Origin of the sequence: Bradyrhizobium macuxiense (genome assembly GCF_001542415.1) — a bacterium.
In the GTDB taxonomy this organism is placed as follows: Bacteria; Pseudomonadota; Alphaproteobacteria; order Rhizobiales; family Xanthobacteraceae; genus Bradyrhizobium; species Bradyrhizobium macuxiense.
Genome location: NZ_LNCU01000072.1, coordinates 112033 through 128560, shown reverse-complemented (window position 1 = coordinate 128560; position 16528 = coordinate 112033). Strand labels below are relative to the sequence as shown.

The 16528-nt window shown below is 63.5% G+C and carries 25 protein-coding genes and 2 tRNA genes; 12 read left to right on the top strand and 15 right to left on the bottom strand.

Annotated features, from left to right (window positions below; genetic code table 11):
* Together AS156_RS44680 and AS156_RS20815 are read left to right on the top strand one after the other, a co-directional pair.
* The coding region (locus AS156_RS44680) for a YcaO-like family protein (protein ID WP_245312991.1) at window positions 1-313 on the top strand (313 nt) is incomplete at its 5' end.
* A 12-nt stretch (window positions 314-325) separates the two neighbouring features.
* Window positions 326-1786 (top strand): SagB/ThcOx family dehydrogenase, encoded by a 1461-nt coding sequence (locus AS156_RS20815; protein WP_245312990.1) that lies wholly within the window; start codon window positions 326-328, stop codon window positions 1784-1786.
* A 263-nt stretch (window positions 1787-2049) separates the two neighbouring features.
* Here AS156_RS20815 and AS156_RS20810 read toward each other — a convergent pair whose 3' ends face one another.
* The 6 genes from AS156_RS20810 to AS156_RS20785 form a co-directional block, all read right to left on the bottom strand.
* Window positions 2050-2826: a cyclase family protein gene (locus AS156_RS20810; protein WP_066508134.1), complete on the bottom strand. Its 777-nt coding sequence runs from the start codon at window positions 2824-2826 to the stop codon at window positions 2050-2052.
* A gap of 243 nt (window positions 2827-3069) precedes the next feature.
* Window positions 3070-3146: transfer RNA gene (locus AS156_RS20805), tRNA-Pro, on the bottom strand.
* Window positions 3147-3211: 65 nt separating this feature from the next.
* On the bottom strand, window positions 3212-3691 hold the full coding sequence (locus tag AS156_RS20800) for a DUF192 domain-containing protein (RefSeq protein WP_066508133.1): 480 nt from the start codon (window positions 3689-3691) through the stop codon (window positions 3212-3214).
* 128 nt (window positions 3692-3819) lie between these two features.
* The gene (locus tag AS156_RS20795; protein WP_066508129.1) at window positions 3820-4485 is read right to left on the bottom strand and encodes a cold-shock protein; all 666 of its coding nucleotides are present in this window, start codon (window positions 4483-4485) and stop codon (window positions 3820-3822) included.
* A gap of 200 nt (window positions 4486-4685) precedes the next feature.
* Window positions 4686-5447: an SIR2 family NAD-dependent protein deacylase gene (locus tag AS156_RS20790; protein ID WP_066508128.1), complete on the bottom strand. Its 762-nt coding sequence runs from the start codon at window positions 5445-5447 to the stop codon at window positions 4686-4688.
* Window positions 5448-5511: 64 nt separating this feature from the next.
* Entirely contained in the window at window positions 5512-5748 is a 237-nt protein-coding gene (locus AS156_RS20785; protein WP_066508127.1) for a hypothetical protein, read from the bottom strand.
* 169 nt (window positions 5749-5917) lie between these two features.
* Between AS156_RS20785 and AS156_RS43405 the strand changes: the two genes are divergently transcribed.
* Window positions 5918-6079, top strand: a complete 162-nt coding sequence (locus AS156_RS43405) for a hypothetical protein (RefSeq protein WP_201456080.1) — start codon at window positions 5918-5920, stop codon at window positions 6077-6079.
* Between the two features lie 117 nt (window positions 6080-6196).
* On the opposite strand, the gene AS156_RS20780 is transcribed toward AS156_RS43405, so the two are convergent.
* Complete coding sequence (locus tag AS156_RS20780) at window positions 6197-6514, bottom strand: hypothetical protein (RefSeq protein ID WP_066508126.1); 318 nt, start codon at window positions 6512-6514, stop codon at window positions 6197-6199.
* 158 nt (window positions 6515-6672) lie between these two features.
* On the opposite strand from AS156_RS20780, the gene AS156_RS45655 reads away from it, so the two are divergent.
* The gene (locus AS156_RS45655) at window positions 6673-6798 is read left to right on the top strand and encodes a hypothetical protein (protein WP_283807936.1); all 126 of its coding nucleotides are present in this window, start codon (window positions 6673-6675) and stop codon (window positions 6796-6798) included.
* 449 nt (window positions 6799-7247) lie between these two features.
* Here AS156_RS45655 and AS156_RS20770 read toward each other — a convergent pair whose 3' ends face one another.
* Window positions 7248-7595 (bottom strand): GrlR family regulatory protein, encoded by a 348-nt coding sequence (locus AS156_RS20770; RefSeq protein WP_066508122.1) that lies wholly within the window; start codon window positions 7593-7595, stop codon window positions 7248-7250.
* Between the two features lie 172 nt (window positions 7596-7767).
* On the opposite strand from AS156_RS20770, the gene AS156_RS42980 reads away from it, so the two are divergent.
* The 4 genes from AS156_RS42980 (at window position 7768) to AS156_RS20755 (ending at window position 9594) form a co-directional block, all read left to right on the top strand.
* On the top strand, window positions 7768-7941 hold the full coding sequence (locus AS156_RS42980) for a hypothetical protein (RefSeq protein ID WP_160331127.1): 174 nt from the start codon (window positions 7768-7770) through the stop codon (window positions 7939-7941).
* Between the two features lie 177 nt (window positions 7942-8118).
* Window positions 8119-8571 carry a VOC family protein gene (locus tag AS156_RS20765; RefSeq protein WP_066508119.1) on the top strand — a complete coding sequence of 151 codons (453 nt, stop codon included), beginning with the start codon at window positions 8119-8121 and terminating at the stop codon, window positions 8569-8571.
* A gap of 4 nt (window positions 8572-8575) precedes the next feature.
* The gene (locus AS156_RS20760; protein ID WP_082747658.1) at window positions 8576-8791 is read left to right on the top strand and encodes a hypothetical protein; all 216 of its coding nucleotides are present in this window, start codon (window positions 8576-8578) and stop codon (window positions 8789-8791) included.
* Between the two features lie 158 nt (window positions 8792-8949).
* Window positions 8950-9594, top strand: a complete 645-nt coding sequence (locus AS156_RS20755; protein WP_066508115.1) for a glutathione S-transferase family protein — start codon at window positions 8950-8952, stop codon at window positions 9592-9594.
* A gap of 15 nt (window positions 9595-9609) precedes the next feature.
* Here the strand turns inward: AS156_RS20755 and AS156_RS20750 are convergent, their stop codons facing one another.
* The 5 genes from AS156_RS20750 to AS156_RS20735 form a co-directional block, all read right to left on the bottom strand.
* A complete protein-coding gene (locus tag AS156_RS20750; RefSeq protein ID WP_066508112.1) occupies window positions 9610-9855 on the bottom strand; it encodes a hypothetical protein in 246 nt (81 codons plus the stop codon).
* Window positions 9856-9903: 48 nt separating this feature from the next.
* The gene (locus AS156_RS20745; protein WP_066508110.1) at window positions 9904-10161 is read right to left on the bottom strand and encodes a PilZ domain-containing protein; all 258 of its coding nucleotides are present in this window, start codon (window positions 10159-10161) and stop codon (window positions 9904-9906) included.
* 135 nt (window positions 10162-10296) lie between these two features.
* Window positions 10297-10371, bottom strand: a tRNA-Glu gene (locus AS156_RS20740).
* Between the two features lie 319 nt (window positions 10372-10690).
* Window positions 10691-10837 (bottom strand): hypothetical protein, encoded by a 147-nt coding sequence (locus tag AS156_RS43400; protein WP_201456079.1) that lies wholly within the window; start codon window positions 10835-10837, stop codon window positions 10691-10693.
* Window positions 10838-10946: 109 nt separating this feature from the next.
* Entirely contained in the window at window positions 10947-11297 is a 351-nt protein-coding gene (locus tag AS156_RS20735) for a hypothetical protein (RefSeq protein WP_066508108.1), read from the bottom strand.
* A 131-nt stretch (window positions 11298-11428) separates the two neighbouring features.
* Here AS156_RS20735 and AS156_RS20730 point away from each other — a divergent pair, with 131 nt between their 5' ends.
* Window positions 11429-12661, top strand: a complete 1233-nt coding sequence (locus AS156_RS20730) for a Zn-dependent hydrolase (RefSeq protein ID WP_066508107.1) — start codon at window positions 11429-11431, stop codon at window positions 12659-12661.
* Between the two features lie 20 nt (window positions 12662-12681).
* On the opposite strand, the gene AS156_RS20725 is transcribed toward AS156_RS20730, so the two are convergent.
* Window positions 12682-12900 (bottom strand): DUF2061 domain-containing protein, encoded by a 219-nt coding sequence (locus tag AS156_RS20725; RefSeq protein WP_245312989.1) that lies wholly within the window; start codon window positions 12898-12900, stop codon window positions 12682-12684.
* A gap of 294 nt (window positions 12901-13194) precedes the next feature.
* On the opposite strand from AS156_RS20725, the gene AS156_RS20720 reads away from it, so the two are divergent.
* From AS156_RS20720 to AS156_RS20710, 3 genes are all read left to right on the top strand, one after another.
* A complete protein-coding gene (locus tag AS156_RS20720; RefSeq protein ID WP_066508101.1) occupies window positions 13195-14232 on the top strand; it encodes a PrsW family glutamic-type intramembrane protease in 1038 nt (345 codons plus the stop codon).
* Between the two features lie 36 nt (window positions 14233-14268).
* A complete protein-coding gene (locus tag AS156_RS20715) occupies window positions 14269-14844 on the top strand; it encodes an HdeD family acid-resistance protein (protein WP_066508100.1) in 576 nt (191 codons plus the stop codon).
* 236 nt (window positions 14845-15080) lie between these two features.
* On the top strand, window positions 15081-16166 hold the full coding sequence (locus AS156_RS20710; protein WP_066508099.1) for a 3-deoxy-7-phosphoheptulonate synthase: 1086 nt from the start codon (window positions 15081-15083) through the stop codon (window positions 16164-16166).
* A 68-nt stretch (window positions 16167-16234) separates the two neighbouring features.
* On the opposite strand, the gene AS156_RS46085 is transcribed toward AS156_RS20710, so the two are convergent.
* Complete coding sequence (locus AS156_RS46085) at window positions 16235-16483, bottom strand: hypothetical protein (RefSeq protein ID WP_066508347.1); 249 nt, start codon at window positions 16481-16483, stop codon at window positions 16235-16237.
* Window positions 16484-16528 lie beyond the last annotated feature (45 nt).

The following is a 16528-nucleotide window of genomic DNA, read 5'->3' as shown; positions in this document are numbered from 1 at the left end:
CCATCCGTTCCTGATTCCAAGCGCGACCCCGACCATCCCGCCGGCGCCGGCAGCGAAGGCGCCGCTCGACAACACGCGCGCCCAAGTGGACGCGTGCATCGAGATCGCCGCGCGTGCCGGCATGGATTTCCTGGTGCTCGATCAAACCCGGCCTGACGTCGAAGTTCCCGTGGTTCGGGTCATCGTTCCCGGCATGCGTCACTTCTATCGCCGCTTCGGGCCCGGACGGCTCTATGATGTGCCCGTCCAGCTCGGATTGCGCGATCAACCGTCGCCGGAAAACGAACTGACGCAATTCCTTCCGCATACCTGAGGTGATGCCGGCGTGCGCGCGCCTACGAAAAAGAAATCGCACGGCACCGCGCCGCTGGCCCTCCTCGCCCGGCTCAATGCACGCGTTATGCTGAAGGCGCAGGCCGACCGGAGCATCGTCGCAGACATCGACGGCTATTCGGATCCGCTTGGAAAGTTTGGCGCCGCAGCAGCAGCGCGCGCACAGGAGTTGCGGGCGGGCTTGCCACTCCCTTCCTCCCCGTCAGCTGAAGACGGTGAGGCCGAGCGAGACGTCGCGCGCTTGATCCGGCAATTGGCGCGCCGCGGTCTGTTGGAATACTGCCTGCGCCGCGGGGAGGACGCCAACGACCTGGTGGTGATCGAACCGCAAACCGCTGATTATTGGCCGCAGGCGCCCAAGCTGACCGATACGACAACGGTCGCGCTGTCACGCTTCGCTTATCTGCGACGGCGTGGCAGCGAGATGGTCCTGGAATCGCCGCGAGCCGGCGCGCTGTTCAGGATTTGCGATCCTGAGATCGCGAGCCTGCTCATGGCCCTCGCCGCCCCGCAGACGATCGGCAGCATCCGGCGCCGCGACGACTATCCTGGACCCGCACTGCTCGCGCTGCTGCTGGATTGCCAGATGCTCTTCGCCGTCGCCCCGGCAAAACGCGATGCACTCCGGCAGGCCGAGGGCGACGACGGACTCGTGCTCTGGGATTTTCACGATCTGCTGTTCCATACCCGCAGCACGGAAGGCCGGCAGGCCAATCCACTGGGCGGCCTTTACCCGCACACCGGACAGATCGCGCCGCTCCCCGCGATCCGGCCCGCCTGGGCCGGCAAGACCGTCAAGCTGCAGGAGCCCAGCGGGACCGCTTCGCCGCTCGAAAAACTGCTGCACGAACGGCACTCCGTGCGCGATTTCGACGGCGAGCGACCGATCACGTTGCGTGAACTCTCGACGTTCCTCAATGGCGTCGCACGCGTCCGGGCGAGATGGAGCAGCCCGCTCGAATTCGACGACGGTCCCGACATCGAATACACCAGCAGGCCGTATCCCGGGGCCGGCAGTGCCTACGAGCTCGAGCTCTATCTGGCCATCACCAATTGCGATGGCCTGGCGCCGGGGTTCTATCACTATGACGCCGCCGCGCACGCTTTGACCGCCATCGACGTCCAGCAACAGCAATTGGCGGCCATGCTGCAAAGCGCGGAATTCGCCATGGACGTGCCCTCACCGCCGCCGATCCTGATCACGATCGCTGCGCGCTTCGGCCGGATCTCCTGGAAGTACAGCGCCATCGCCTATGCGCTCATCTTGAAGGATGTCGGCGTCCTGACCCAGACACTGTACATGATGGCGGCAGGTCTCGGTCTCGGCGGCTGCGCGATCGGCACCACCAATATCGATCTGTTCGCGAAGATGACCGGGCTCGAATTTCACGTCGAGGGGCCGGTCGGCCAGTTTGCACTCGGGCGCGGCGCGGAGCCGCTCGTGTCCGGATAGCCCTGCTCTGCGCTGCTGCGCCCCCGGCCGACGCCGGGCAAGAAAGAGCCCCGGACAACGCCGGGGCTGTAGTCCACCACGGGAGAGAACTGCGGAAGCCATGAAATCGATGACGAGCCAACGTCCTCAGTCATCGAATACGCTTACGACTACTGCGTGTATTTAAGCTCATTTTAGTGCCTCAGGCTGTAGCCCTGCGGCAACAATCCACCGGAATGATCGGCGTACCCCGAGTTCCAAAATATGCAACCGGAACCGCGAGCCTAGCTATCGAGGATAGCAACCGCCCGCGTCCATCCCGCCGACGCCCGTTCGATCTTCACCGGAAAGCACGACACCATGAAGCCGGTGGACGGAAGCTGCTCGAGATTGTGCAGCTTCTCGATATGGCAATAGCCGATGTGCCGCCCGGCCTTGTGACCTTCCCAGATCAGGCTGGCGTCCTTGGTCTCGGCATATTTCTTCGCGGTGTAAACGAAAGGCGCATCCCAGCTCCAGCCGTCGATGCCGGTCAGCCGCACACCGCGCTCGAGCAGGTACATCGTCGCTTCGTAGCCCATGCCGCAGCCCGAGGTGACGTAGTCCTGGCGGCCATACTTCGCGCCGGCGCTGGTGTTGACGACGACGATCTCGAGCGGCGACAAGCTGTGGCCGATGCGCTTCAGCTCGGCCTCGACGTCATCAGCGGTGGCCACGTAACCATCCGGCAGATGCCGGAAGTCGAGCTTCACGCCCGGCTGAAAGCACCAGTCCAGCGGCACCTCATCGATGGTCCATGAGCGCTCGCCGCGGTTCATGGTCGGATGGAAATGCCAGGGCGCATCGAGATGCGTGCCGTTGTGGGTGGAGAGCGAGACCTGCTCGACGGCCCAGCCCTGCCCGTCAGGCAGATCCTCGGCTTTCAATCCATCGAAGAATTGCAGCATGCGCGGCAAGCCCTGCTGATGGTCGATGTACTGAATGGTCGGGTGATTGCCGGGCGGATCGGCCGGGACGTCGTTCTGCAGGGGAACGGAGATATCGATCAGTCGGCGCGTCATGGCGGGNCCTCGCTGATTGTTCTTGCCGGGCCCATCTACCCTGCCAGCCGGGCCGCTCGATCGGCAAGCCACATCCGCTCGATGCCGAAAGGCAAACAATTCGGAATGCCGCTCGGCAGAAAACGTCCGAGCAACCTCCAGCTTGGAGGCGTGCCGACAGCACTGCCCTCGAGACCTGATTGTCGTCGGCTGAAAGCTCCGAACGCATTTATGATGCGCCACAGCCACTACGTTGAACTGGGATGGTCGGGGCAGCTGGATTCGAACCAACGACCTGCAGTACCCAAAACTGCCGCGCTACCAGGCTGCGCTATACCCCGATATTTCCGAGAGGCATTGTCGATACACGCATAAACCGGCGCCAGCAAGGCACCGGTCGGGATCTTTAGTGCCCGTTGAAGAGCGGATGCCCGACCCGGTCGCCGGGCTGGATACCGTACTTCTGGGCGGTCCCCGCGATCACCTCCAGGACGCCCTTGGCGAGCCCCCGCGATGGAATGATCTTGGTCGACAACGGCTCGGTATTCTCGGCGATCCGCAGAATGCGCCCGTCGGCGCGAATGAAGATCATGTCGAGCGGGATATAGGTGTTCTTCATCCACATCGACACCTCCTGCTCCGGCGAGAAGTCGAACAGCATGCCTTTGCCGTCCGCAAGCTCCTTGCGGTACATCAGGCCGGTTTCCTTCTCCTGCTCCGTGGTCGCCAGTTCGACCGAGAAGACGTGAACGCCTGACTTGGTGACGATCTCGAGCGGCTCGAAGGTTGCGGCCTCGGCCCTCGGGCCGGCCAGCGCGCCGAACAGGATAACAAGCGAGGCCACCAGCCAAGGGCGAAGCGGGCCAACAAACGAAGCCAAATTCATCTATAAATACTCACGCCGGAGAAGTTGTCCGGGCGGACCCTAACCCGACGATTGCGGCAAATGCCAGAGTCTTGGGGAGCGCCAAGCGGCTCACGTTTCCGTCAGGGCCGCGGCATCGCGCCGAAAGGCTAATGCGACGACAGAGCCGACGGGCCGCTCTCAGGGTGGATCTCGGCGGCCATCATGCCCTTAGAGCCGGGCCCGAACCGCACCAGCACATACTGGCCGGGACGCAGCTCGGTCATGCCGAAGCGGCGCAGCGTTTCCATGTGCACGAAGATGTCAGGCGTCCCTTCCCCGCAGGTCAGGAAGCCGAAACCGCGCAGCCGGTTGAACCACTTGACCTGCGCACGCTCAAGCCCGCTGGTCGGCGTGACCGTCACATGCGTGCGCGGCGGCAGCATCTGCGCGGGATGGATTGCGGTCGACTCGTCCATCGAGACGATACGGAAGGCCTGATAGCCCTTGGCGCGCTGGACGCATTCGACAACCAGGCGCGCACCTTCATAGGCCGTCTGATAGCCGTCGCGGCGCAACACAGTCACGTGCAGCAAGACGTCGGGCCAACCATTGTCGGGAACGATGAAGCCGTAGCCCTTCGAGGCGTCGAACCATTTGATGACGCCGGAGATTTCAACGAGGTTGGCCGCGGTGTCGCCGAGACCGGAGAATGCATCGAGCGCCGGATCACGCGGCGTGCCGCTGGCGTATTCGCCTGGTCCAAGTCTGTTCTGTCCAACCCCGCTCGCCGGCAGTCCGCCGAGCTTCTTGGACTCAAATCCGTCCGACCCCATGACCCCGGACCCCACACATCAATTGCAGCTCGCCGTCATCGCGGCGAAGCCTGAACACGCTGCCATTCATGACCAACTCACGAGAACGCTGCGCGAATCTCTTAATCAAAAGATAACACTCCCGCTTGCCGCGCATAGCCAAAAAAACGAATCTGCCGGGAACTATGAACAGGCTTGCACAGTCGCGAATCAAGCAGGCATCAATTGCCTACAAATGGACCGAGCGTCTCGCCGATGTCGTGGCGGATCACGAGATCGGCGATGTCGTCCTGATCGGTCGGCTCGTTGTTGATAATCACGAGCCGTGCGCCGCAGTTCTTCGCCATCATCGGAAAGCCTGCAGCCGGCCACACCACGAGCGACGATCCGATCGCGAGAAACAGGTCGCAATGCTGGGTGAGTTCCGTCGCGCGGAGCATCGCATCCTCCGGCATCGCCTGTCCGAACGAGATCGTCGCGGTCTTGACGGGATCGCCGCAGTCCGCGCAGTCAGGCGCACGACCGGTCTTGTCGAAGTGCGGCTTCACCCACGACAGATCGTAGGTCTTGCTGCAGCCGATGCAGCGGGCGTAGGTCGTATTGCCGTGCAACTCGATCACAGCGTCGGCCTTGAACCCCGATGACTGATGCAAATTGTCGATGTTCTGCGTGATGATGCCCGGAACCTTGCCGGCCCGGTACAACGACGCAAGAGCCCGATGCCCTCTACCGGGCTTTGCTGCCGCAAAGGTCGGTTCCATCGCGAAGCGACGGCGCCACGACTCGTCGCGCGCATCCTGACTGGCGACGAACTCGTCGAACGGAATCGGCCGGTTGCGGGTCCAGATCCCGCCCGGCGAGCGGAAATCGGGAATGCCGCACTCGGTGGAGATGCCGGCACCGGTGAACGGAACGATGGTCGACGCCTCGGCAATCATGTTGCCGAGTTGTTCGACGCCGCTGCGCAGGTCTTTTGCAATCACGCGGAATGATCCGGTTGGTGGCTCCAACTATAGCATGGTCAGATCGATTGCGAGATCGGCGCGATCAGGCAGCCTTCGCGACCTGCTCTTTCGGCGCGCTGTCCTCGTCGCTCTTCTTGACCTTGGCAATCAGCGCCCCCGGTCCTTTCTTCACGGGTCTCGCGTATTGCGCGAGCCACTGAAGCTCGGCTTCCAGTTCGGCCTGCCGCGCGGCGACCTTCTCGTAGAGCTTTTCAGTGGCCTGATCGCGCAGGTTTGCGAGTTCTTCGATGCTCAATGCGTCCAGATCGATCTTTGCCATCACAGCCTCCCGTTTTCCTTTTGGCTAACGGGAAGCCCGACAAGCGACAAGCAGGCCGGCGCCTTATCCACCGCCTTCACTTGATCACAATCCTGCAACGCCTGGTCCGCACTCACGCCAAGATCGCCGACGTCAATGCGCGCGGGACAACACCACGAAGAGGATGGGAATGACTGACAAGGAAGACCCCGTTGCGCGCGAGCGCGAGGAGATCGCCGCGCGCGTTGCCAGCTTCCGGGCGACGCAACAGAAGTTCGAGCGCGATCGTCAGGATTACTACGCCAGCACCCTCGGCAACGCCTGGGACGGATTTCAACGAAAGACGGCGTGAGACCTCGGGGCCTCCGGCACGATCCGGGATTCACGAAATGCGCTGCGCCCTCAGTCGATGAGGGCACAGCGCGCGTATTTGGATCACGCTGACGCCGACGTCAGGCCTGCCTGGCGGCTACCAGTGATGCCAGTAATGGTGCCGATAGTACGGGTGGCGGTAATAGACGTACGGTCCCGGCGCGTACGCGTAACTGTAGCGCGGACCATAGCCATAACCGTAGCCGTAATAGCGCGGGCCGTAGTAGCCGGGGTAATAGCCCGGTCCGTACCCGTAGTAGTAAGGACCGTAGGCGCCCGCCACACCCGCGGCGATCGCTCCGGCCGCCAGACCGAAGGCCAAGCCCGGACCGATACCGCGCGCTTGCGCCGGCGCGCTCAGCGTCGTCGCGCCAACCGTCGCGACAGTCGCCAAAACTGCCAATGCCTTTTTCATGCGCAACCTCCTCAATAGACTGATGATGTAACGCGGGCGCACAGGCTTGGTTGCAGAACAGCGGCATCTGTGGCGATCAACCCGGTTCCGCAGCCATGCGATTGCGCAGAGCTACCATCGGTCGGCGCCGGAACAAAGAGACAACCTTGGGGTTTAAAATGACGCAAACTGAGGTTGGCGTCATGCCGGCATGGATGGAACTTCTGCTCAACGTGATGGCCTTTGCCGGCTTCATCGGCATTGCGATGTATCACAAGCATCCAAACGGGAAGCAGCCCGATTGAGCGCTCGGCAGCGGCGCCGCTAGTTGGCCTTGTGGGGTTCGCCCGCGGTCCGAACCAGCCGGTCCGCCTTCACCAACACATGCGTGTTTTCCGGCTGTGGCCGAAGCCAGAAGCTGATCGCCACAAACACCGCGCAAAACGTCAGGCCGACACCCATCACACGTCGGTGGGTCGGTCGGTCCGCGCTGTGAAACGAAGGCATCATGGTTGTCACCCGCAGCCATACCTAACGCAATCACAGGTCGTGGCAACGCGATGTTGCTCTTAACCTAACCGGGTAGGGTTATCGTGCCCTTGAAACGGTTCGGTAACGGGCAACCAGCACCGGTGCAGCCTCCTCCACAGCATATCCAGCGTTTGTCCGCAGCAAATCCACAGGGACGCCAGGCCCATTTCTCCAACAATGCCGTAATCTTGCTGCACACTTATCCACACCCGGTGACGCAACCTCACGCATCCGCCAGCCGCTTCAGGGTCGCACGAAAGCTCAGGCTGCGCGTTCCCACCAGGACGGTGCCGAATACCTCCGCCGTATCGTCGCGGAACGTGCCCGAGAAACCGCTTGTCACCTCGCGCCCGGCGAACAGCGGGCGGACCAATGGATCCGGGAACGGCGTGTGCTGGTTGGTGCTCAAATGGCCCTTCCAGGTCCCTTCGCCGGCCGTATAGGCGCCGATGGACCAGAAATAAGGCCCGCCGCCGATCAGGAGCCCGTCGCGCAGGATGAGGACGCCGCTGTCGCGGCCCCTTACGCCGTCAGTCATGTGGATGTGGATCGAATAGAGTCCGTTCTTCATCGATCGCGCCGTTCGGCCCCGGTGCCCACTATGGCCCCAACCAGGGCAGCGCGCGAGCCGGGCGATGCAGCGGTCGCCGGCAAATCAGGATATCCGGCCGCTTCGGACCCGATCCCTGCGGTAACGCCTCGTCAACAAAGCGCTGACACAGTTCGCATCAGGAGGGAGATCCATGCTCGTCTACCCGGTACCTGTCGAAGTGACGCGGGCCAGAGTGCAACTCGTCGTCGACCAGACGGCGAAGGCCCAGCCCCACATTCTCTCAGAGGACGTGCTCGACGTGTTTGCCGCCAAGAACCAGGCCGACCGCGACGCCGTCGAGACGGTTCTCGATATCAAGGCCTGACGTGCACGAACGCAGCAGGCACCACACGACGGCAGAGCGCCGAGGCCTTTCCAAATCGTGACTGCCCGCTCCTCGCTCAGGCACGATGGCACGCTGCCACTGCCGGCGTTTTGCTGCTAATGAGAGCGCGAACCACCCAACCAGAACCGTCCCCAGAAACTCCAGGGAGCCTCCACCATGCGCTATCTCCACACCATGTTGCGCGTCCGCAATCTCGACGCGGCGATCAAATTCTATCAGGACGCGCTAGGGCTGAAGGAAGTGCGCCGCATCGACAATGACAAGGGCCGCTTCACGCTGGTGTTTCTCTGCGCCCCCGAAGATCTCGACCTGCTCAAGTCGCAGCCAGCGACCCGCGGCGCGCCGCTGGTCGAACTCACCTACAACTGGGACGAGGAAAAGTACGGCGAGGATCGCTATTTCGGCCACCTCGCCTACGAGGTCGACGACATCTATGCGACGTGCGAGAAGCTGATGAAGATGGGCGTCACCATGAACCGTCCGCCGCGCGACGGCAACATGGCGTTCGTACGCTCGCCCGACTTGCACTCGATCGAGCTGCTGCAGAAGGGCGATCCGAAGCCGCCGGCCGAGCCATGGACCTCGATGCCCAACACCGGCCACTGGTAGAGTCTTGTACAAATTCCTCGTGCACGTCCGCCATCCCACCTACCGCCTGGTGGTGAAGGCGGACGCGCCGTTTCCGTCAGCGGCAAGTGAAAGCGAATGGCGACTGACGCGCACGCGTGGCGCCGACGACGTCAATCCCGAAGTGCGCGAAGCCGTCGATCGCGGCGGCTACTCGCTATTCAGGATCGGACTTTCGCTCACCGAGATTCCGAAATCCTGAATGCTGGCCCGCTGCGCCGCTCACTCATCGCTTCAGGACTGCGGCGCGGCCTCATTTGTTGCTCCAAGTACTTTATTGCTCCCAGTACAATTCCCCCCGCGCATTTCGCAGGCGACTCCGCTAGGAACACGGCCAATCACAACCGCGGGAGAGAACGCGTGACTGATCAGAAGCAGCAACTGACGATCTGGGGCCGGGCCAATTCGGTCAACGTGCAGAAGGTGCTGTGGTGCCTAGCTGAGCTCGACGTCCCCTATCGGCGCATCGATGCCGGCATGCAGTTCGGCCAGAACGATCAGCCCGAATATCTCGCGATGAATCCCAATGGTCGTGTACCGACGCTGGTCGACGGCGACTACGTGCTCTGGGAATCCAATTCGGTGATGCGCTATCTCTGCATGGCCTACGGCCATAGCTCACCGATCTATCCGCAAGCCCCGAAAGCGCGTGCCGCCGTCGATCGCTGGCTCGACTGGACGCTGTCGACGCTGCAACCGGTCGACCGTCCGGTGTTCTGGGCACTGGTGCGCACACCGCCCGAGAAGCGCGACATGGTTCACATCCAGAAGGATGTCGATGCCGAAGGCGTGGTGTGGCGCGTGATCGAGGCTCAGGTCGCAGACCGCCGCTTCATCGAGGGCGATCAGTTCACGCTCGCCGATATCGCGATTGGCGCCTTTGCGCGGCGCTGGCTCGGCGTCGAAGGCGTCGTCAAGCCGAAGCTGGCCAATCTGGAACGCTGGTTCGGCGATATCGCGCAGCGGCCGGCATTCATCCGCTACGTCGCGCCGCCGATGTCGTAGCGCAGATGCGATCGCTCAGCGCCCGGTCGACGTTCCTGCGCCGACGCTGATGCTGCCGCCGAGTTTCACGCAGGTATCGCTGCCTTCCACCTTGACGAAGCCCGGCCCGAACGACGCGCAGGGATTGCTCCGCGTCGTCTTTTTCGACGGCAGCGTCTTCCAGGCATCGGGCGGCGTCTGAAGACCGCGGCCGGTGCCTTGTTGCGCGAACGCGGCAGCCGGAAGCAGGGCGGCGATGATGGCGAAGCAGGTTTTCCGCATCCGGCCTTTTATCGTGCGTGGCCGTAATGGGCTAGCTCGGCAGTGAGGCTAGCGCACGAATTTGACGCCGAACGTCTTGCCCTCGCGCCAGACCACTTCGCATGCTCGTCCGGTGCGGGCGTCACGCGAAAACGCCAGCCGCAGCTTGGCAGGCAGCGTGTTGTTGTCCTGGACCGTGATCTTGGCGCCCGACGAGGAGATGTCCTCGACCACGCAAGGTCGCACGGCAAACCCGCCATCGAGCGTGATCCACCCGGACTGGCGCAGCGATTTGCGCGTTTCGCGCTTCTTGGTCCCGAACACCATGGCAGCATCCCCAAGGCCCAGCCGTACCGCCCGCGGCTTTACAAAGGGTTGCGAATTCGAGGCGGATTGCAGCGATCCACGGAACGCTCTGCCGGAACGGCTCAAATCAGGTCGGATGCTGCGGATTTGGATGCATGGCGCTCCCTAGCGGAATCGAACCGCTCTCTCCACCGTGAAAGGGTGGCGTCCTAACCGATAGACGAAGGGAGCAAAACTCCCGGCAAATCAATACGTTGTACGTGAGAAGCGCCGGACCGGTCACAGCCGGTCAACGGCCGCGACGGGCGAACGTATAGTGGCGATTGGCCGGTGGGGCAAGCGTTCAGAGGTGCGTTTTCCCGGATTGCCGCCCTGTTACCAGTTGGCGAGCCCAGACACGAAAAGACCCCGCAAACGCCGGCGCCCTTTCGTGCACCAAACCGCTACGGATTAATCTATCCGCAGGACCTGGTTTTGCGTGGCCCGTTGCCCAATTGCCGCCTCCTTGGGGCCCTCGGTTTGAGGGCCTTGGGTCAGCCCGTAAGGCCGGTCACCTGCAGGACAATCCGGCCTCGATCGAGGTCCAGAATCCACAATGCGGCGGCACATGCGCATGCGCCCGCGTGCCGGCGTGAATCAGAATGGCGACGGCCAGCGCGACGACGATTGCGGGGACTATGGCTCTTCCAAACTTCATGTGCCTGCGCATCGAACGATATCGTGGCCTAACTAAGGCCTATTGGTCATGACTGGAACAGCGGACGATGTTGCTGGGGCATGCATATCGTTTGGCGCGATGCAGCGAGCTATCTCTGATTGGCGATGCTCGCCACGTCCTGGCGATTGCTCGGTTGCGCCGCAGGCTGCTTGATGCAGGTGCTGCAGATCACAAGCTTCCGCGCGAGCTGATCGTCATCATCCGCGGACGCGGCCTGCTGGACATCGGCCGATTGCGCAACAGCCGGTGACGCATTCCGTGCGTGCCGTTGCGGCGGCGGGAGGTTCGGATCCCGTCCAGCGCCGTCCCAGGCGAGCGGTCCCGGCCCTGACGGCGTCGTGGTCGTCATGCCGTATTGCGCATATTGCGCGCAGGCGCCGAGCGCGATCGGCAGGAGCAACACGGCGGCCTTGCCGACCCAATTCCGGATAGAAGACATGATCGAACTCTCACGCTATTCGTACTGTGACCTAAAAGCAGAACCGCTAAGAAATCGTTTGCCCTATTTGTCGATCGTCAGGTCAAACGAAGACGGTATTGAGGCGCGAGAGAAAAGTCGGGAGTCCGATCATGCCTGAAATCAACAACCCCTTCGATGGCAGTCGCGTTCTCGCCGACCTCAACGCGCTCCGCGCGATCGGCACGTATAAGACCGGCGTGCACAGGCCGACGTTTTCGGAACCGCATGTCCACTCGCTCCATTGGCTCGCGCAGCGGTTACCCGAGGCCGGCCTCACCGCGACGATCGACGGGATCGGCAATGTTCTCGGCACGAGCGCGAAGGCGGGATCGAAGCTGCTGGCCGGTTCGCATCTCGAGAGCCAGAACCATGCGGGCTGGCTCGACGGTCCGCTCGGCGTCATCTATGCGCTCGAGGCGGCGCGCGTGCTCAACTCCGACCCAAGCGTCAATGGCGCGGTCGAGGTCGCTGCCTGGTGCGACGAGGAAGGACATTTCGGTCATTTCCTCGGCAGCCGTTCCTATGTCGGTGCGGTGACCGATGCCGAGATCGACGCCGCGCGCGACCGCGGCAGCGATCGCACGATGCGTCAGGCGCTGCGTGATGCGGGGCTCGCCGACCGCCCTCGCCTACAGGCGGAGCCTCGCCGCCATATCGGCTATCTCGAGGCCCATATCGAGCAAGGCGACACGCTCGAGAGCGGCGACCTCAAGATCGGCGTCGTCACCTCCATCGTCGGGATCTGGCAGTACCGGATCACATTCACCGGCGCGCAGAACCATGCCGGCACCACGCGGATGGCGATCCGCAGGGATGCCGGTCTTGCACTCGCAAGATTCTGTGTCGCGATCGACGACAGCTTCCCTGCCCTGTGCGGACCGCGCACGGTCTGGACCACCGGCCGCATCACGCTCGACCCGGGCGCGCCGAGCATCATTCCGGGGCGCGCGGAAATGCTGTTTCAGATCCGCGACGATGATCCCGCTATGATCGCTCGCCTGGAGGAGCATCTGCGCCGCCTGGCGGCCGACGTCACCGCGCAAGGCCCCTGCGGCGTCGAGGTCGAGCGCATCAGAACCGGCGCGCCGGCGATGATGAACGGCGCATTCCAGGACGCAATCGAGGCCGTGAGCACCGCTGTTGCCGGCGGCCGATCGGTGCGAATGCCAAGCGGCGCCGGACACGACGCGCAGATCCTCGCCACGATCATGCCGGCGGCCATGCTGTTCGTGCCGTCGATCGGCGGCATCAGCCATCACTGGAGCGAAAATACCGAGGATGCCGACATCGTCACGGGAGCCCAGGTCTTCGTCGAGACCTGCCGGCGCCTGCTGACGCAATAGGTGGCCGCGCCAACCCGTTCCTACACGCGCCGGCCGAATGGAATGACCGCCCAGACCCGTTCGTGCAGGTAGTACCAGGCGATCTTGGTGACGATTTCGAGCCCGGCGATCGAGCCTGCGAGTGAGACCTGGCCGGTCATGAACCAGCTGATGGCAAAGGTGTCGAGTGTCCCCAAGGTCCGCCAGCTGATGGCCTTGAGGATCGACCGCGCATGACTCTCCGCTCCACGTAAACGCACCCCGCAACGCCCTCCACGCTTGTTCGGCAAACGACATCTACCACGCCGTTCGGCAGCCTGCTTCTCCATCGCGCGTCACCGCTCGCATTCCCCGGCGTGTCGTCTGCCTCCTGCCCGGTCGCAATTGATGCGAAGATGGTCCGCCGTCGCTGGTCCGCGGGAGAAGTCTAACTGCGCTCAACCGGCCCGGTTCCCGCATGAAAGCGTTCACGCCCAGGTTTTCGGCGCGCTAGCCACCTTGCAAAGCGCTGGATTAGCGGCCATTTTCGATCCAACCGAGGTCTGATTGCCTTCATGTTGTTGCTCGAGTCGCTTCCGACTGTGATTGGCGCCGCCGCCATCGCGCCTGCGTTGCTGGTGCTGTGGCTTGTCATCGCCGCCGATGAGCGCCCCGGCCCACCGGCGCAGGTGTGGCTCGCTTTCGTCCTCGGTGCGGCCAGCATCTCGCTGCTCGGTCTCGCGCGGGCGCCATTCAATGCACTGCTCGCAATTCCCGGCGATCCCTGGATCACTCAGGCGATCCGCTCGTTGTTCGGCGTCGCCGCTCCCGAAGAGATCGTCAAGGTTCTCGTTATCGTCGCCATCTCGTCGCGGCGCCGCGCCTTTGCCGATCCGATGGACACCGTGGTCTACGGGGCGGCTGCCGGATTGGGCTTCGCCGCCTACGAAAACCTCGCCTATCTGGTCCAGCACAAGGACATCTGGCGCGCGCTCGCGGCGCTGCGCAGCGTCCTCACAGTGCCGTTTCACGGGTCGCTCGGCATCATCGCCGGCGCCTATCTGGCGATCGCGCGTTCCGGCGGCGCGCTCGGCGCGCACCGCGGCAATCGCGACTGGGCGCGCATCACGAGCTGGGCGCTGGTGCTGGTCGCACCGATCGCATTGCATGCCGCATTCGATTTTCCGTTGCTGTCGCTGCAACGGATCCCCGATCTCACGCCGACAACGCGGCTGTTGCTGGGCTCGGCAAGCGTGCTGATCGGCTTTGCCTCGATCGGGTTTGCAATTCGGTTGGTGCGGCGCGTCGGCAAGCATCACGCGCCGCGCACCGAGCTCGCGCGCGAGCGGCTGAGCCAGCTGCGGCGGATGTGGGCGCTGCTGCTGCTGGGCGGCGGCGCGGGTTTTGCCGGCGTCGCCTTCCTGCTCACCTCGCTGCATCACTGGTATGTCAATCCCGAGCGCAACGCGTCGTTCATCCTGGTCCCGATCGGCTTCACGTCGATCCTGATCGGCCTTGCGCTCCTGGTCGCGACCGCCGCGATCTACTTCCTCGGCCGCAACCGGATGCGGACAGCGGCGGAGGGCTTTTCGTCGGCGCCGGGTCCGACTTAGGATTGCATCCCACGCACGCCTAACGGGAGATTTGCGATGCCCATTTCCAATGATCTCGACAAGCTGCGATCGGAGGTGAGCGCAGCGGTCAAGGAACACTGGAAGGCTTTCCTGTTCGAAGGCATCCTGCTGGTGATCCTCGGCATCGCCGCAGTCATCGTGCCGCCGCTGGCGAGCCTCGCCGTCACCATCTTCCTTGGCTGGATGTTTCTGATCAGCGGCGTCGGCGGGCTGATCGCGACATTCTGGGCGCGGAATATGCCGGGCTTCTGGTGGTCGCTGATCTCGGCCGCCCTTGCCGTGCTCGCCGGCATGGTGCTGCTGGCGCGGCCGCTTCAGGGCGTGCTGACGCTGACCATCGTCGTCGGCGCCTATTTCGTCGCCGAGGGCGTCGCCACCATCATGTACGCGTTGGAGCATCGCCGCGAATTGTCGGGGCGCTGGTCGTGGCTGCTGGTCGCCGGCCTGATGGACATCGTGATCGCCTTCTTCATCATCGCGGGCCTGCCGGGCTCGGCGCAGTGGGCGCTTGGCCTCCTAGTCGGCCTCAACCTGATGTTCGGCGGGGCCACCTTGATCGGCATGGCGCTCGCCGCCCGCAACGCCTCATGACCCGGCCTGCTCGCCGAGATCGGATTTTGGGGTGACAAGCCAAAATCGATAGGCTATAGAGCCCGCCCATGATCGCCTTCGCCACCAGCTATTTTTGGTACTTTAGCTACGACAGCTTGCTGGCGGCAGGAGGATCGCGCTCAATCTGAAGAATTGCAGCAGACATCCAAAACAAGCCGCCAGACCTGGCGGCTTTTTTGTGTGCCGGCAGGTCCCAATCCCAAAAGGAGCCAGCCGTGTTGAGTACGACAGACGATCTTCGCATCAAGGAACTGAAAGAGCTGAGTACGCCCGAAGAGGTGATGCGGGAGATTCCGCGCACCCTGACGGCGACCCGGGTCGTTATGAGCGCCCGCAATGCCATCCACGCCATCCTGCACGGAACCGATGACCGGCTTCTGGTCGTCGTCGGCCCCTGCTCGATCCACGATCCCGCGGCGGCCGTCGATTACGCCGAGCGTCTCGCCGGCCTGCGCGAAAAGCTTGCCGACCGCCTCGAGATCGTGATGCGCGTCTATTTCGAGAAGCCGCGAACGACCGTCGGCTGGAAGGGGCTGATCAACGATCCCAACCTCAATGGCAGCTTCGACATCAACAGAGGCCTGCGACTTGCCCGCAGCGTGCTGTCGGCGGTCAACAATCTCGGCCTGCCGGCCGGCACCGAATTCCTCGACATGACGACGCCGCAATACATCGCCGACCTCGTCTCGTGGGCCGCGATCGGCGCGCGCACCACCGAGAGCCAGATCCATCGCGAGCTGGCGTCGGGGCTGTCATGTCCGGTCGGTTTCAAGAACGGCACGGACGGCAATGTGCGGATCGCGGCGGATGCCGTGAAGTCGGCCTCGCACCCGCACCATTTCATGGCAGTCACCAAGGGCGGCCGTTCGGCGATCGCCGCAACACGCGGCAATGAGGACTGCCACGTCATCCTGCGCGGCGGCCGCGCGCCGAACTACGATGCGGCGTGCGTCGATGCGGCTGCGACCGAACTCGGCCGCGCCGGCGTCACAACCCGGCTGATGATCGACACCAGCCACGCCAACAGCAGCAAGAAGCCGGAGAACCAGCCCCTGGTCGCCGCCGACATCGCCCGCCAGATCGCGGACGGCGAGCAGCGCATCGTCGGTGCGATGATCGAAAGCAACCTGGTTGCCGGGCGACAGGACGTCGTTCCGGGCACGCCGCTGATCTATGGCCAGAGCATCACCGACGGCTGCATCGATTGGGATACGACGGCTGACGTGCTCAACCGGCTGGCCGACGCCGTCGATGCCAGGCGCACCGCGCAATGCGGAGGCTTGAAGGAGGCCTCGGCCTGACGCGGCATCAGAATTGAGCGCAAGCGGCGGGGCGCGCGATATCGAGCTCCGCCTGCTTCTCGCAAAGATCAGCAGCCGCGGCAGATGCTCTTGATCTTCTTGTCGAGCGCCGCGTCTTCCTTGTTCGACTGGCTGTTCGGGTCGTTCAGACTCTTCTCGCTCGGGACGTCGCTGGCGCGCGGCTGGCGGTGCCCGATCGGCGCCTCCATCGGCTGCCGGTCCTTCGGCATGGTGGTGACCCCGCCCTGCTGTTGTGCGAAGGCCTGGGGCGCTCCGACCACAACCATGAATGCTATCGACAAAACCATTTTCCGCATTTCGCGTCTCCGCCTCTCAGCCCTTCTTATCGCGCCCGTCTTGGG

Bases quoted from the DNA above. Each gene is read 5' to 3' on its own strand.
- AS156_RS20810 (WP_066508134.1), bottom strand. From the start codon at position 2,826: ATGACGCGCCGACTGATCGATATCTCCGTTCCCCTGCAGAACGACGTC.
- AS156_RS20800 (WP_066508133.1), bottom strand. From the start codon at position 3,691: ATGAATTTGGCTTCGTTTGTTGGCCCGCTTCGCCCTTGGCTGGTGGCC.
- AS156_RS20795 (WP_066508129.1), bottom strand. From the start codon at position 4,485: ATGGGGTCGGACGGATTTGAGTCCAAGAAGCTCGGCGGACTGCCGGCG.
- AS156_RS20785 (WP_066508127.1), bottom strand. From the start codon at position 5,748: ATGGCAAAGATCGATCTGGACGCATTGAGCATCGAAGAACTCGCAAAC.
- AS156_RS43405 (WP_201456080.1), top strand. From the start codon at position 5,918: ATGACTGACAAGGAAGACCCCGTTGCGCGCGAGCGCGAGGAGATCGCC.
- AS156_RS20780 (WP_066508126.1), bottom strand. From the start codon at position 6,514: ATGAAAAAGGCATTGGCAGTTTTGGCGACTGTCGCGACGGTTGGCGCG.
- AS156_RS45655 (WP_283807936.1), top strand. From the start codon at position 6,673: ATGACGCAAACTGAGGTTGGCGTCATGCCGGCATGGATGGAACTTCTG.
- AS156_RS20770 (WP_066508122.1), bottom strand. From the start codon at position 7,595: ATGAAGAACGGACTCTATTCGATCCACATCCACATGACTGACGGCGTA.
- AS156_RS42980 (WP_160331127.1), top strand. From the start codon at position 7,768: ATGCTCGTCTACCCGGTACCTGTCGAAGTGACGCGGGCCAGAGTGCAA.
- AS156_RS20765 (WP_066508119.1), top strand. From the start codon at position 8,119: ATGCGCTATCTCCACACCATGTTGCGCGTCCGCAATCTCGACGCGGCG.
- AS156_RS20750 (WP_066508112.1), bottom strand. From the start codon at position 9,855: ATGCGGAAAACCTGCTTCGCCATCATCGCCGCCCTGCTTCCGGCTGCC.
- AS156_RS20745 (WP_066508110.1), bottom strand. From the start codon at position 10,161: ATGGTGTTCGGGACCAAGAAGCGCGAAACGCGCAAATCGCTGCGCCAG.
- AS156_RS43400 (WP_201456079.1), bottom strand. From the start codon at position 10,837: ATGAAGTTTGGAAGAGCCATAGTCCCCGCAATCGTCGTCGCGCTGGCC.
- AS156_RS20735 (WP_066508108.1), bottom strand. From the start codon at position 11,297: ATGTCTTCTATCCGGAATTGGGTCGGCAAGGCCGCCGTGTTGCTCCTG.
- AS156_RS20730 (WP_066508107.1), top strand. From the start codon at position 11,429: ATGCCTGAAATCAACAACCCCTTCGATGGCAGTCGCGTTCTCGCCGAC.
- AS156_RS20720 (WP_066508101.1), top strand. From the start codon at position 13,195: ATGTTGTTGCTCGAGTCGCTTCCGACTGTGATTGGCGCCGCCGCCATC.
- AS156_RS20715 (WP_066508100.1), top strand. From the start codon at position 14,269: ATGCCCATTTCCAATGATCTCGACAAGCTGCGATCGGAGGTGAGCGCA.
- AS156_RS46085 (WP_066508347.1), bottom strand. From the start codon at position 16,483: ATGCGGAAAATGGTTTTGTCGATAGCATTCATGGTTGTGGTCGGAGCG.